13 protein-coding genes and 1 riboswitch are annotated in these 14,497 nt (G+C 52.6%); of the genes, 4 read left to right on the top strand and 9 right to left on the bottom strand.

The genetic code is table 11. From position 1 onward, the window contains the following. Positions 1-104: 104 nt before the first annotated feature. From WDY75_RS05485 to WDY75_RS05475, 3 genes are read right to left on the bottom strand one after another with little or no spacing between them, the layout of a single operon-like run. Entirely contained in the window at positions 105-911 is an 807-nt protein-coding gene (locus WDY75_RS05485) for an energy-coupling factor transporter transmembrane component T family protein (RefSeq protein ID WP_006212557.1), read from the bottom strand. Beyond that, positions 908-2,584 carry an ABC transporter ATP-binding protein gene (locus tag WDY75_RS05480; RefSeq protein ID WP_081742877.1) on the bottom strand — a complete coding sequence of 559 codons (1,677 nt, stop codon included), beginning with the start codon at positions 2,582-2,584 and terminating at the stop codon, positions 908-910. The genes WDY75_RS05485 and WDY75_RS05480 overlap by 4 nt, the downstream gene beginning before the upstream one ends. Next, positions 2,577-3,206 carry an ECF transporter S component gene (locus tag WDY75_RS05475; RefSeq protein WP_036644649.1) on the bottom strand — a complete coding sequence of 210 codons (630 nt, stop codon included), beginning with the start codon at positions 3,204-3,206 and terminating at the stop codon, positions 2,577-2,579. The genes WDY75_RS05480 and WDY75_RS05475 overlap by 8 nt, the downstream gene beginning before the upstream one ends. 91 nt (positions 3,207-3,297) lie before the next feature. Next, positions 3,298-3,410, bottom strand: a riboswitch (TPP riboswitch). Between the two features lie 165 nt (positions 3,411-3,575). Between WDY75_RS05475 and asd the strand changes: the two genes are divergently transcribed. Beyond that, positions 3,576-4,379, top strand: a complete 804-nt coding sequence (gene asd / locus WDY75_RS05470; RefSeq protein ID WP_006212559.1) for an archaetidylserine decarboxylase — start codon at positions 3,576-3,578, stop codon at positions 4,377-4,379. Positions 4,380-4,439: 60 nt separating this feature from the next. On the opposite strand, the gene WDY75_RS05465 is transcribed toward asd, so the two are convergent. The 3 genes from WDY75_RS05465 to WDY75_RS05455 all read right to left on the bottom strand — a co-directional run bounded on the left by WDY75_RS05465 (position 4,440) and on the right by WDY75_RS05455 (position 8,153). Beyond that, on the bottom strand, positions 4,440-5,291 hold the full coding sequence (locus WDY75_RS05465) for an SDR family oxidoreductase (protein WP_082834373.1): 852 nt from the start codon (positions 5,289-5,291) through the stop codon (positions 4,440-4,442). Positions 5,292-5,842: 551 nt separating this feature from the next. Further along, the gene (locus WDY75_RS05460) at positions 5,843-6,628 is read right to left on the bottom strand and encodes a helix-turn-helix domain-containing protein (protein WP_006212562.1); all 786 of its coding nucleotides are present in this window, start codon (positions 6,626-6,628) and stop codon (positions 5,843-5,845) included. Between the two features lie 61 nt (positions 6,629-6,689). Then, positions 6,690-8,153 (bottom strand): PLP-dependent aminotransferase family protein, encoded by a 1,464-nt coding sequence (locus WDY75_RS05455; RefSeq protein WP_063477722.1) that lies wholly within the window; start codon positions 8,151-8,153, stop codon positions 6,690-6,692. 120 nt (positions 8,154-8,273) lie between these two features. Here WDY75_RS05455 and WDY75_RS05450 point away from each other — a divergent pair, with 120 nt between their 5' ends. The 3 genes from WDY75_RS05450 to WDY75_RS05440 all read left to right on the top strand — a co-directional run bounded on the left by WDY75_RS05450 (position 8,274) and on the right by WDY75_RS05440 (position 10,718). Continuing rightward, a complete protein-coding gene (locus tag WDY75_RS05450) occupies positions 8,274-8,888 on the top strand; it encodes a pyridoxamine 5'-phosphate oxidase family protein (RefSeq protein WP_063477723.1) in 615 nt (204 codons plus the stop codon). A 125-nt stretch (positions 8,889-9,013) separates the two neighbouring features. After that, positions 9,014-10,312 (top strand): aminotransferase class I/II-fold pyridoxal phosphate-dependent enzyme, encoded by a 1,299-nt coding sequence (locus tag WDY75_RS05445; protein WP_036644661.1) that lies wholly within the window; start codon positions 9,014-9,016, stop codon positions 10,310-10,312. A gap of 289 nt (positions 10,313-10,601) precedes the next feature. After that, entirely contained in the window at positions 10,602-10,718 is a 117-nt protein-coding gene (locus WDY75_RS05440; RefSeq protein WP_081742878.1) for a sporulation protein YjcZ, read from the top strand. A gap of 133 nt (positions 10,719-10,851) precedes the next feature. Here the strand turns inward: WDY75_RS05440 and WDY75_RS05435 are convergent, their stop codons facing one another. The 3 genes from WDY75_RS05435 to WDY75_RS05425 form a co-directional block, all read right to left on the bottom strand. Continuing rightward, positions 10,852-12,072: an ABC transporter permease gene (locus WDY75_RS05435; RefSeq protein ID WP_063477724.1), complete on the bottom strand. Its 1,221-nt coding sequence runs from the start codon at positions 12,070-12,072 to the stop codon at positions 10,852-10,854. Further along, entirely contained in the window at positions 12,069-12,821 is a 753-nt protein-coding gene (locus tag WDY75_RS05430; RefSeq protein WP_036644665.1) for an ABC transporter ATP-binding protein, read from the bottom strand. The genes WDY75_RS05435 and WDY75_RS05430 overlap by 4 nt, the downstream gene beginning before the upstream one ends. A 133-nt stretch (positions 12,822-12,954) precedes the next feature. Then, complete coding sequence (locus WDY75_RS05425) at positions 12,955-14,301, bottom strand: DEAD/DEAH box helicase (RefSeq protein WP_063477725.1); 1,347 nt, start codon at positions 14,299-14,301, stop codon at positions 12,955-12,957. Between the last annotated feature and the right edge of the window lie 196 nt (positions 14,302-14,497).

The raw sequence follows: 14,497 nt of genomic DNA, 5'->3' as shown, positions 1-14,497 counted from the left end.
CACTCAGGCATAGCCTTGAAATCTCACCAAAAAAAGATATCCCAAAAGGTCCATAAAGACCCTTCAGGATATCCCCGGCTTAGTTGCTGCAAAATGAATTCTTCTTAATCAAAGCGCACATCGCCAATCCCGAACCACGGAAAATACCCGGCTGCCACATAAGCGCAGCAGGCTGCGGCCGCCAGCAAGCCGATCACCAGCAGATCATACCGCGAATAACGTGACGGATAATAATACGTCCGGGCCTTCACCTGGTCCCCGTTAAACTGCTTCGCCTCCATTGCCGCAGCCACCCGGTGTGCCCGGCGGATGCTCTGCGCCAGCAGCGGCACCACGTACATCCCCGCACGGTTGACCATGTCGCGCACGCCCCGAATCGGGCGAACTCCCCTTACCTTCAAGGCTTGACGGCGAATCACAAACTCCTCCCACACCATGGGCAGAAGCCGTATCGAAGCCATGAAGCTGTACGCATACTTGGGCGCAAGCCTCAGCTTCTGCATCAGGCTGTAGAATAAATCCACGGAGGAAGTTGTCGTTACAAGGAGCAGTCCCTCCGAGGCAAAAGCAATCCCCTTAAACCCCAGATGCAGTCCCCGGTAGAAGCTTTCTTCCGATACCCGGAACAACCCCCACTCCCACCAGAGAGTCTCCCCTTTGCCGAACAGCATCATGGAAGAGGACGAAGATATAAAGGCAAGCAGAAACGGAATGAAGAAGAGCAGCATCTTCCACGGTTTAACCCCACTCAGCACCACCAGACAGACCATAAATACCAGTGCCTGATACATCATGAAATCCAGATCATGGGTCAGCACCGTCATGAAAAAGAGGGCAAAAATAAGGCCGAGCTTCACCACCGGATTGGCCCGGTGCAGCCAGGTGATCCGTACAGGGTTCCATATATTCATGAATTCACCCCCGTGAGGTGAGCTGCGCTTGCGGAGGAGGGATCGTAGGATTCTCCGGCCCGGTTCAATCCATCATCCTCCTGCCGGGATTCCGCACCGGTACACAATCGGGGTGAAGCCATGCTCGAGGTCAGCTGACCTTCCCGAATTTCCCATATATGCGTGGCGACCCGCTGCGCAATCTCCATCTCATGGGTCACCATGAGAATGGCGGTTCCCGTGCGGCGCAGACGCTCGCACATCTCCAGAATCGCAAACGTATTCCGCGCGTCCTGACCGAAGGTCGGCTCATCCAGGAGCAGAACTTCCGGCTGTCTGGCCATCGCAGTGGCAACGCTTAAGCGCCGCTTCTGACCGGTTGACAGCTGATAGGGATGCCTGTTCTCCATTCCGCTTAGTCCGAAGCGTTCGAGACAGCGATCGGCTTGGGCCTTCGCTTCCTCCGCAGGCATGTTATCCACCAGCAAGGAGTAAACAACCTCGTCGCCAATACGCTCCGTCAGAAACTGAAGCTCCGGATTCTGAAACACGAATCCGATTTGACGGAGCTGCTGCTCTCTCTTCTTCCGCACCTTTCTCGCCTTGCCTTGCACAACCTCTTCCCCGCAGAGCACGTAGGTCCCTTGCGCGCGCAGCAGTCCCATCAGACTGAGAAGAAACGAGCTTTTCCCCGCTCCGTTCGGCCCTACCACCGCAATAAATTCTGCCCGATAAACTTCTGCCGAAGGGAGAGAAATCACAGGTTTATCCCATCTCAGTCCCTTGAAATCCTCTAAGCGGATCACAGGCTCCCCATCTAAAGGGTAAGGCAGGGCAGCCTCGTGCAGGAGATTCCCCAGATCTTCGCCATAGGCATCAACCGGAGCAAACAATTCCCGGCCGGCCCGGGTCTGAGCATAATCTTCCCACACGCCGGGATACCAGATTCCATAGGATTTAAGCTCGCACTCATACTTAGCAAATACTGCCGCCGGCGGTCCATCGCCCAGAATAACGCCATCCGGACTGAACAGAACGACACGATCCACGTATTTCGCCATCTCTTCGATCCGGTGCTCGACGATGATCAGTGTACGTCCTTCCGATACGGATTTCACTGCATCCCAGATCTGCTCCCGTCCTTCCGGGTCAAGCAGTGCGGACGGCTCGTCAAGGAACAGCACCTCCGGCTCCAGCAGCAGGGCGGAAGCCAGCGCCAGCCTCTGCTTCATCCCTTGCGACAGATGGCCGATCGGCAGATGAAGCTCCTCCAAATTCAGCCCCACCTCATGCAGCGCCGCTTGCATCCGTTCCTTCATCTCGTCTCGGGGAATACTCAGATTCTCCAGTACAAAGGCCAGCTCCTCATCCACATACGGCATGCAAAACTGCGTATCCGGGTCTTGAAATACGTATCCCCAGGAGCGCGGGACAATCTGTGCCTCACACTTCATTGGCACTTCCGTAGCGCGGGGAATCATTCCGCTAAGCACCTGGAGCAGCGTGGATTTGCCGCATCCGCTCGGACCAAGCAGCAGCACCTTTTCCCCACGGGCTGCCGAGAACGAGAGATCTTTGAACATCAGCCTCTCTTCCCCGGGATACTTCAAGCGCAGTCCCTCCACCTGCACAGCCTGCTCCTGTTGAACCTCAGCGGACTGAGCCGGAAATAGGCTTACCGTGGCATTAGACATGGCGCGCATCATCCAGCGCTTCGTAATCCTTCTTCGACGCGGGACGCAGCAGAGACGTTACGCCTGTGCGATCCAGCGCCTTGGCCAAGAGCAGCATTAACAGACCTGCAATAACTGCACCGCTGATTACCCGCATACCGTATTTGGCAAGGAACATCCATGTCTGCAGATCATCCGTATAGCTGTAATAAAAGTCCATCATCATCGAACCGATGGCCGCTCCGGCCCCGGCAATCACCAAGGTCCACGCTGAGGTACTCCGATAGCGGAACGCCGCGAATACCAACTCTGCCCCCAGTCCTTGAATCAAGCCATATAACAATAGAGTCAATCCCCAGCCGCTGCCAAACAGCACCTCCACGTGGGCCGCAGCCACTTCCGCGATGATGGCCACGCCCGGCTTGCGAATTAACAAATAAGCCAGCGTAGCTGCCGCAAACCACATGCCGTAGAGCAGCTCATCCGCTTCAAAAAACAACGGTTTAAAAAGATTATAGACCGACCCCCAGAAGTGATAAATCACGCCAAACACAAGCGATACCAGCACCGTCACCAAAATATCGCTTAACCGCAGCCCTCTTCTGGGCTGAACCCCCAACTTCTCTTGCATTGATGTTCCCATAACAACCTGTACCCCTCTCCACCGCTATTTTTGTGTAAACACAACAAAAAACCGTCTGGAAAAACGCGCAGACGGAAAAATAGGCCCTATGTAGGCAGGGTCGGATATTCTCTACGCTGGCATTACCCAGTTCAGATTAACGGTCAACAGCGGATAATAGCTGCAATCTCAGCCTGATTCACTCAAGCCCCCGTATTCCCTATTCGGTTTTATGTTAATTTTAAAATACAGGTCCGCTCCAGAATTTGCAAGAACCTTTTTTCAAATATGGCTATTTATTGATTTCCATCTCATTCTATGTCAATATCAGAGTGATTGGCTTTTCCACCATCGTTATATTGCTTACACCTATGCACAAAGGAGAATGACATGGCTAAACAATTGCTGCGTCTGATGACTGAGCTCTCCTCCCGAAAATGGTTGTCCCGAATGATGGGGCATTGTTCCCACAGCCGGCTGAGCCGTCATCTAATACCTGCATTTATACGAATCTATCAAATTCCGGCTCATGAAGCGGAGAAAGAGATCCACGAATACCGCTCATTGAACGAGTTCTTTTCCCGCCGGTTAAAAATAGGCCTGCGTGCCATCGATGACACCGTCGATGCCATGGTAAGCCCTGTCGATGCCACTATTTCAGCAATGTGCGCCATTCATGCCGGCACCATTCTGAGTGTCAAGGGACAGGATTACACCCTGAGCGAGCTGCTCGCGAAATCCCCGAGAATGGAAAACTATATAAACGGTTATGCATTCGTATTGTATTTAAGCCCAACAGATTATCACCGCATCCATTCACCCGTAACCGGTGTTCAGGCGGAAAGCGAGCATCTGAAGGGGAAGGTTTACCCCGTGAATGACTTTGCGATGACCCATATCCGAACTGTGCTGAGCCGCAATGAGCGTCTCATTACCTACATTGCCCATGAATTCGGAGAAGTTGCCGTCGTGAAGGTGGGCGCAATGAACGTGAGCAGCATCCGTTACGCCGATGAGAGCGTTAAGAAATGGCAGATCGGCGATGAACTCGCGTATTTTGAATTCGGCTCTACCGTTGTGCTTTTGACGGAGAACGGCACGTTTAGCCCTCGCGGCGACCTGGAGCCCGGCTCCAAAGTGAAAATGGGAGAATTACTCGGTTTGCTGCACCCCTCCACGGCCAAAAAAGGGTAATTCCTGCCGACTCAGCGCACATGACAAGTTAAGGCAATCGATCATTAGCAGCATGAATGATTAACGTCTGCCCAGCATCCGATAAATCATCTGCTGAAACCACCGGTCCGGCAGCAATCCCTTAATCCATGCGGTTATACGCGTGCCTTGAGGCAGCTTATATCGGAATCTCGGTTTGGACATGGAGGCAATCCTTGCCACGAGCTTCGCCACCTCCAGCGGATTTCCGCTTCCCCTGGCTGTCCGCTCGGAATAGTCCAGCACACCCTTCAGCATGTCGCTGTAGGGTGACCCTTCCTTCACCTCTAACTCACCAAAGCTCTTATTCCAGATCGGTGTGCCATAAGCACCTGGCTGAACCAGCACAACGTGCATGCCGAAGGTCATAAGCTCCAGCGACAGGCTCTCCCCGAATCCTTCAATCGCAAATTTGGAGGAAGCATAAGGTCCATAACCCGGGAAGCCGACCACGCCGCTGATGCTGCTCATGAGAATAATCTTGGAATTCTCGGTCCGGCGCATCAGCGGCAGCATGTGCTGTGTCACAGATACCGTTCCGAAGAAATTCGTCTCCATCTGTCTTCTCCACCCACTCAGCGGCACTTCCTCCACCATTCCGCCTACCGCTTCACCAGCATTGTTCACCAGCACATCCAATCGACCAAACCGCTGCTCCAAATGCAGGGCAACCGCCCGTATCTGCTCTTCATCGCATATATCCAATCGAACCCGATGAATTCGCTCTGCAACACCCGCCTGTTCCGCGCGGGTCATCAGCTCTTGAGCCGCCTCCGGTCTGCGAAGCCCTGCAGCCACATCATATCCCGCTTGCGCCAGCTCCAGGCTGATAAGCAGCCCAAAGCCGCTGGAGGCCCCCGTCACCAATGCCACTTTTCCTGTCCCTGCAATCACCAACGGTTCACCACATATTCCGTACTTGCCACCAACAACGTCACTCCCATCACCTTTCTATTCCTTCAGAATACCTTACCAACAAACTTACTCCCTTTGGCCTCAGCCGAACAAACTTTATGTATATGCTTAATATATCAAATTTCCGTTGTATGAATAGGTCTGGCACCCGAAGGTACACATAAGAAAAAAATCCCTATCGCGTACTCTATATATACGAGAAAAAGGGAGCCGGTTAGCTCCCTTTGCGGTTCATCCTGAGAAAAGCATATATGAAATCGGGATTCAACATCACCCGTATGAAGGCCAAGGCTCATTAAAACCACACATCCTGATGATCCTGATTCGCTGTCTTCATGCGGCGCAAGCGATTTCTGAATATACCGCAGCCACCGCGGCTGAAGAAACGACCGCGCACCCGTCTTCTTGGGCTCATTCCCCTCTCCCCCCTTCATAAAATTAAACTGTACGTCACATTTACCCTAAAGCGCTTACTATGAAACCCATAAGCCCCTTCCATCAATCAGGTAAGTTATGGAAGGGTGGGGGAATCACCGAATTTCGGATGGGCTCTTGCCCGTATACTGTTTAAATTGACGGCTGAAGAAGAAAATGTCCCGATAGCCCAGCGCGTCGGCTACTTCCGTGACATTCATCCCTTGATGCAGCAGCAGATGCTGTGCCCGCTCGATCCGCATCTGAATGATGTAGGATTGCACCGGCGTACCGATCAGTTCCTTGAACTTGATCGAGAAGTAGCGGGGGGACAAACCCGCTCTCGCCGCCAAATCCTCTACCCGATGGGGAACCCCCGGGTGCTGACGGACGTAATTCGCGATTTCATGGATCGCCTCTGACAGCTGATTGCTCGCTTTTTTGACAACGGGCTCATCCAGGTCCACACGCAGTAGATGAATCATCAGCTGCTTGAGAATCAGCTGACCCTCCTCCAATGCCCCGTAAGGCTTGTCCAGATACAATCGCACGTATCGTGCCAGCAAGTATTCAAAATCCATCGTTTCCGTCAGCTGGCGATACGGCGCAGGGATGTCTTGGACCGGATCGGTCACGTCAAAATGGATATATGTCAATACGAGCGGCTTCTGCGGATTATGCGTTGCACTCGTATGATCTCCAGGTCGGAACAGGAAGCAGCTTCCTTTTCCCACGGTAAAAGGCTCGTCATTCACCTCGACTGTGCCTTCCCCGCTCCATACATAGAACAAATCATAGTTCTGCATGGGTCTTTCGCGTTTCTGCCATTTCCAGCCCGGCTCACAGACGATTTTGGCAAGCGCAGGCATGATTATAAAAGAAGACGGCGATGCATTCAGCATCACGTCATTACCCCCTCATCTCATTTCTTGAAAATTATCTCTTTTCCATCATACCCGGTTTTTAAGTTTTTTGCATGTCCAGCCATGCCAAGGCTATTCGTCTAACCCCTTCCTCAATCATAGAAGCATCTAAATGCGAGAAGCCAAAGCAGGCGGCAGGCGGTCCAGGCGTGAGGTGATAGACCGCAGCATCCCGAAACATAACCCCTCGATTACGGGCTGCATCCCGCAGCGCCGCATACTCTTCCCCCGATCGCAGCCAGTTCGCGTACACGTGCAGACCTGCATCACCGGAGTGCAGGCAGAACAGATCGGAGGCATAAGCATCCATCGCTTGGTGAAGCGCCTCGTACCGCGCACCGTACAGCCTCGTCATCCTTCTTAGATGCCGTCCATAGCCACCTCTTACAATAAAACGCGCAAGCGCACGCTGCTCCAGTACGGCAGGCGAGATCGGCTCGTACAGAGCCTTGGCCTGCACGACCGTCTCTACCAGGCTTGGGGGCAGTACAGCATAACCGATGCGAAGCCCGGTAAACATCGTTTTGGAGAAGGAACCGACAAAGATGACACGTCCCTCGTCATCCAGCATTTTCAAGGGCTCGATAGGCTTGCCGCCCCAGCGGAATTCACTGTCATAATCATCCTCAATGATAAAGGCTTGACGGCTTCTCGCCCAATTGAGCAAAGCCCTTCTCCGCTCCAGCGGCAGCACAGCACCTGTCGGGTACTGACGGCTGGGGCTTACGACCAGCAGCCCGGCATCCCAATCACGCGGAATCAGTCCGGCCTCGTCAACCGGGGAGGGCAGCGGGATTCCGCCGCTAAGGCTTACACCCCGGTGGATTCCCTGATATCCCGGATCTTCCATGACCACATGATCACCAGGATCCACAAGCAGTTGAAATAACAGAACAAGCCCCTGCATCGATCCGCTGAAGATGACAATATGCTCGGGATCGACCTGGATTCCTCTTGTAAAGCGCAAGTGCCCGGCAATCGCCTGACGCAATTCCGTATCTCCCTCGGGCGGCGCTCCGCTCTGGAGCTGCGTTCCTCCGCTTCCGCCCGCGTAGGACAGGGCACTCCTCCATTCCGAATACGGAAAATCTTGAATGGGCATCCTTGCATTCGCGAATGAGATCGTACCTAGGGGAGGCTCTTGAATCGACATGAGAGCAGAGGCATATTCCCCGCTCTTCTCCATTAATCGCTGACCCCAAGCCGAGAGAACGGGTGCGCGATCTGCCGCCGGCGGCTGGTCTATCATAGCAATCCCCTTAGCCACATAGGTTCCACTGCCCGGTCTGGATACAACATACCCTTCTGCCATGAGCATGTCATAACTTTGTGCGGCTGATCCTCTGGACACCCCGTACAGCTTCGCCAGCTCCCGGGTTGCAGGAAGACGGGTTCCTTCCGGCAGCTTGCCGCTGTGTATCGCAGTACGAATGGCGTGATATAAAGCCAAATATTTATATCGATATTGTTCCACATACGTTTCGAAAGGCAATCCCAGCTCCATGTTACCTACTCCTCTAACCTTCGTAAGATTGGACTATATAAATTACTCTAAATTGGCGCTTTTTCCTTGTCAATGTTCATCGTATGCTGTTATTCAAAATGATAGAGGGAGAGTTTAATCATGAGAAGAGACGAATTTGCGATGAAAGACCCACATGAGGTCGAGGATTTCCTGAATGGCATGAGTTTTGGTTTCCTTGGAACGACGGATGAGGCGGGAATCCCTCGCGTCACCCCCTTGAACTTCGCCTATGTCAACGGTGCATTTTATTTCCACGGCAGCCGAATGGGTGAGAAAATGGAGCATCTGCGCCGAACGCCAGCGGTCTGTTTTACCGTTGCCGACGAATATGCCCTCATCCCTTCTTATTTCTCCGATCCGGAGATGGCATGCCCGGCCACGGCTTTTTTCAAAAGTGTAACGGCTGTCGGAGAGGTGATCCTCGTCGATGATCTGGAGGAGAAAGCACTTGCGATGGAGGCTTTAATGAAAAAGCTGCAGCCTGAGGGCGGGTACCGCACCATCGATGCAAGCGACCGGGCTTATATTCCCAGACTAAAAGGGGTAGCCGTCATTAAACTTGCTCCGCAGCGAATGAGTGCCAAATTCAAGTTCGGTCAGAACCTGAAGCCGGAACGGCTGAACTCGGTCGTAGAGGAGCTTGAGTGCCGGGGAAAACACCGGGATGAGGAGACCGCGGAACTTATGTGCAAGTATCATCCTGTACCGCGTTAAAGCATTACATTTATCCGTGACGGTTCCAGGGGTAGGTGGTATAATGTTAGGCAATGAAAACGTAAAGGTAACACGTCATCTGCTCTCACGTTAACCAAAAGCAATCGGAAGGAAGGAATCAGTTCATGAACCCATTGGTTGGTCAATTGAATGAAAAAATGCAAGCTGGCAATCCGCATGTATACGACATGCTCTCCACACTCGGCAAAGAAATTTACTTCCCGAAGGAAGGCATCCTGAGCCAATCTGCGGAAGCAACGAGTCATGCGAAAAAATATAACGCGACGATCGGTATTGCCACCGAAGGTGGAATCCCGATGCATCTTGGCGTCATCCAAGACAAACTTTCGGCTTACCAGCCGAAGGATCTGTACCCGTATGCCCCGCCGGCAGGCAAGCCGGAGCTGCGCTCCGTATGGCGAAGCAAAATGATTCAGGAGAATCCCTCCCTGGAAGGCAAGAACTTCAGCAATCCGATTGTGACCAATGCCCTGACGCACGGACTTAGCATTGTAGCGGATCTGTTTGTGGATGAAGGGGATGCCGTTATTTATCCGGACAAGAATTGGGAGAACTACGAGCTCACATTTGGCATTCGCCGCCATGGCGTTCATGTAACCTATCCTCTCTTCACTGAAGATATGAAATTCAACGCCGAAGGACTTCGGCAGGCTCTGCTGAGCCAGAAGGATAAAGGCAAAGCTGTCGTTCTGCTCAACTTCCCGAACAACCCGACAGGGTATACGCCTGGCGCCCAAGAAGGGGCTGCCATTGTTTCCGCGATCCAGGAAGCTGCCGAAGCCGGCATTAACGTTGTTGTTGTTACGGATGACGCGTATTTCGGATTGTTCTTTGAGGATTCGCTGAAGGAATCACTCTTCGGCCGTCTGGCTGGCCTTCATCCTCGGGTGCTCCCCGTTAAAGTGGACGGTGCAACCAAGGAAGAATTTGTGTGGGGATTCCGCGTGGGCTTCATAACGTTCGCGGCTGACGATAAAGACGTACTGGACGCACTGGAACAGAAGACCCTCGGCATTATCCGCGCGACGATTTCCAGCGCCTCGCATCCTTCGCAAACCTTTGTTCTGGAAGCGCTGAAGGCACCTGAATTCCACGAGCAGAAGGAAGAGAAATTTGTCATTATGAAGGGCCGCGCCAACAAAGTGAAATCCATTCTCGACAGCGGTAAGTATGGTGACGTATGGGAGTATTATCCATTCAATTCCGGCTATTTCATGTGCCTCAAGCTGAACACGGTATCCGCGGAAGCGCTGCGCTCCCATCTGATCCATGAGTACGGCGTGGGAACGATCGCCCTCGGAGAGCATGATCTCCGAATTGCGTTCTCCTGTATCGATGAAGAGTACTTGGAGGATCTGTTTGATCTGGTTTACAGAGGGATTCAGGACCTGCAGCAGGCTTAAATTAAACGTTTGGAGATCACATGGCCAATCCATCATACCTAATAAAGACCGGGATTCCTCCCGGTCTTTATTTGTCCTTCAGCCATAAGAAGAATGCATCAACTTACCATGACCAAGAAGACATCCCTCGGCTGAAGGAAACGTTTTTCATGGAATTATCGCATTTATTCAGCTTCGCAGAGAGCTTATAATTTCTATATTCGTAAATAAGCGCTCGCCCATACACATAGCTCCTTTGCTACATACAATACCGTGTACTACAAATCAACGAACCGAAAGGGGAATGAACATGAGTGGAGTAGTAGAAGAAGCAAGATGTGGCGGATACGGCGGTGGATACGGAGTCGGAGCAATTCTGGTTCTCTTTATCCTGCTCGTTATCATCACTCGCTCTTTCTGGGTGTAATGACATCTAGATAACAGCGTACAGAAATCGCAAGTCTTCACGCGAGAAAGCACTGCGATTTCTGCAGCAATAACTTATACTATATCCTCACCCATAGAAGGCCGAGACGTCAACGTCTCGGCCTCTTCTATGTCTATTCGTCATCTTCGTCCTCGCGGCGATTTTTTCGTGCAGCTGCGCTTCGGAACAGGAATACCAACACGATGCCTGCAGCTGCCGTACCGAGGATCCGGCCTGGAGCGCTGAAGATACTCGGAATGAGCGGAAGCCACAGGAGCACAGCCCAGAACATTTGCACCTGGAAGATCAGCTTCCCTTCATTGTCGCGGCGCGTTCCCTCCGGAAGCGGGTATACATGCAGCCAGAACGATTCAGGATGAAGTTTTCGCAGTGCGGACAGCTGGAGTCCGATAATCATAAGGCTAATCAGATACACCAGCACAGATGACAGACTATCGCGGGTTATCCATACAAGAAAAGCCGCAAGCAATCCGACCCGAATCAATATGCCCAGAATATCGCTGCGTGAGAGGCTCTTGATAAGAAGAAAGCGATATGCGCTCTCCTTCTTCCAAGCAAGCCCCTTCCCCCACCCGGACAGCCATTTTCGCGCATGCACGCGCTGTCCACGCTGAGGCACATTCACAAACCAGCTCAGGACCATCATCACCCGGCTTGCCTGCCTCTGCTCCACCGCAATTAATCGCTCCCAGGCTACCAGATGCCTCGCAGGTACGGACAAGGCGGCAGCATAGGTTAGAGCGAGCAGCCCCATAAATATGAACGCCCGGCCTGCTGGATGCCATAGCCAGGCGGCTGCGGCTAGCGCGGGAACGATCCAGCGAAGCACCCGATAGGCGGCTGCAGCATTCCTAGAAACCATAAGCTGCTCTTTCCAGCTTCCATAACTGGACAGCAATTTAAAGGCAATCAGGACCGCAAATGTAGCCAAAAGCGGTTTGGGCGAAATATCGCTGCGTATGTACAATGGCCACAGGATCAGCATGACTAAGCCTAAGCCGATGATTTTATAAATGACTCCGCTGAACCAGCCCTTCCGGAAGTATTCCTTCATCCGAGATTCCTGTGGAATGAGGAACACCGTATCCGCAGTACGAAGATACGTGCGGATGCTGCTGTTTATCATGATGGGCACAAGTATGACCAGCATGATCCAGCGTATCGGAAGATCTGGCGGTACTTGCTGCAGAAGGGCGGTATACCAGGCTGCGAATGCGATAAGCAGGAAGAGAAATACCACTGCTACGCCGCTCTGTATGACATAACCCAGATAGGGAAGAATCTCGCCCCAGAACTGTCCGCGTCGTTTGACATACAGCTCACGCAGATTCATTCGTTGTTACCATCCTGAATCAACACGTTAAACAGCTCTTCCAGGGACATTCCCGGTCTTCCGGTTTGATCCTGGATTTCTTTCAGCGTCCCCTGAGCAATAATGCTGCCGCGGTGCAGCACAATGAACCGGTCGCAATAATTCTCGATCGTGGAGAGAATGTGCGAGCTGAGCAATACGGAAGCGCCGGATGCCTTCAACTCCAGCATAAAATCAAGCAGGGAGCGTATCCCTAGCGGATCAAGCCCCAGAAAGGGCTCGTCAATGATATACAAGGACGGTCTGGCCACGAACGCGCACATAATCATCACTTTTTGACGCATGCCTTTGGATAAATGGGTGGACAAGCTGTCCATTTTCTCTTCCATGCGGAACATCTTCGACAGCTGCTCCGATCGCGCCTCATAATCTTCGCGGGATACGCCGTAAGAACGCGCGGTAAATTCCAAATGCTCGCGCACGGTCATTTCCTCATACAGAAGAGGGGATTCGGGAACAAACGCCAATGCGCTGTGATAGGCCTCTGAATGCTCCGCCCGGCGTTTGCCCTGAACCTCTATATTTCCCTTTTGGGGATTCATCAGTCCCAGAATATGCTTCATCGTGGTACTCTTGCCCGCACCGTTCAGACCAATCAACCCTACCATCTCGCCTGGTTCAACCTGAAAGGTTACATCATGCAGAACCGGGCGGTTGATGCTATACCCACCACTTAATCCTTGAACAGACAATACCGGCTGTTCACTCATTATCAATCACCTCTTATTCTAAAGAGTCCGGTCCCTACTGGCTTACTTCTTCCTCGGTTGAAAACCGTCCGGACCCCGTAAACAACAAATTCGAATAGGATACACACTTTAAGCTGATGGAAAATGCGAACCGTTAGCCCCGTGGAGGCTTATTCTTCAGCCATTTTGGAGCACCCTTGTTCTTGCGGTCGCGCTCCCGCTCGCTTTGCCGTTCACCGGATGCCTTTCCGCCTCCCGCTTTTCCTTGCGCACTTATGGAAGCCGGCTTGCCGGCTGGCTTATCTTTACGGGCGGTTCCCCCTGCTGGCCCACGGGCGCCGCTTCTCCGGTCCGGAGGCGCTGAACGCGGAGTTCTTACCTTGCCGCCATAGAGTGCGCGCTCTTCAATCGAAATGCCAAGCTCACGATTGAACTTGCGCATAATGAACGTCTGACGGTCCGTGACAAGCGTAATCGCCATGCCGCTTCGCCCCATACGCCCTGTACGACCGGCACGGTGGGTATAATGCTCCGCATCGATGGGCGGATCGTAGTTGATCACCATCCCGAGCCCTTCAATATCAAGCCCCCTGGCCGCAACGTCACTAGCTACAAGAAGTTTGGTCCGCCCTTCTCTAAACGCATTCAGAACGCGGCTTCTTGTCATCTTGTCCGCATCTCCGTATATGGCAGCTGCATTTAATCCCAGATAGTTCAGCTTCGCCTCGACTTCTGCCAAATCCTCGGTGGCATTCACGAAAACAATAGCCCGGTCGGGGTTGTAATGCCGCACCACTCTGCGCAGCATGTCCAACTTGTCACGCTCTTCCGTCACAAAATAATAATGCTCCAGCGCAGACGGTGTCCGCTGCTCCGGATCGATCCCGATCTCAACCGGCTGGTCCATCTCCTTCTTGACAAGCTCCGCTGTCTCCGGGCTCACCGTGGCGGATAAGAATACCAATTGGCGGTCGCGAAGCGCACTGCGCAGAATGCGGTCAACATCGCCGGCACCGCCGAGATTGAACACCTGATCCACCTCGTCAACCACAATAGTGGTCACTTGGTGCATCTTGAGTTTCCGGATTTCGATCAGTTCACGTACTCGCCCCGGTGTCCCGACAATCAGCTGCGGATGCGACTTCAACTTCTCGATTTGGCGCTTGGCCGCGGCCCCGCCGATTAATCCGAGCACACCGATTCCACGGGTCTCCCCGTAACGCTCACTCTCTCTGACAATCTGAACAGCAAGTTCCTGTGTCGGAGCAAGGATCAGTTTCTGTGCTCCCTTGATCTCCGGATCGATGCTCTGAAGCACGGGCAGCAGATATGCCAGTGTCTTTCCTGTGCCTGTCTGGGAAGTCGCAAGCACATCCTTGCCTTCCAGTATGGGCGGGATAGCTTCAGCCTGAACGGGAGAAGGCGTAACGATGCCGAACTCCGCAAGTCTGGAGGACAAATCCTCTGTTATTCCTAATGTATGAAATGTAGTCGAAGTCATATGTTAGTCCATCCTTTTTTTAGATATCAGAAGTCTATATATTCCAAAGCGCGTCTGCCTGATATCGCTAGAAAAACTTCCGTTAATTTCCGTTTTGTTGCTTTACAAGTGGTGCAGCAGGCGTATTTCTTCACAAGCCTTGTTCGCTCTTTATCATTATATGCCAAAACAGGAGTCCTCACCAAATAGAACATGA

Origin of the sequence: Paenibacillus glucanolyticus (assembly GCF_037333485.1) — a bacterium.
Taxonomy (GTDB): domain Bacteria; phylum Bacillota; class Bacilli; order Paenibacillales; family Paenibacillaceae; genus Paenibacillus_AQ; species Paenibacillus_AQ glucanolyticus.
This window is presented reverse-complemented; position numbering and strand designations above follow the sequence as displayed.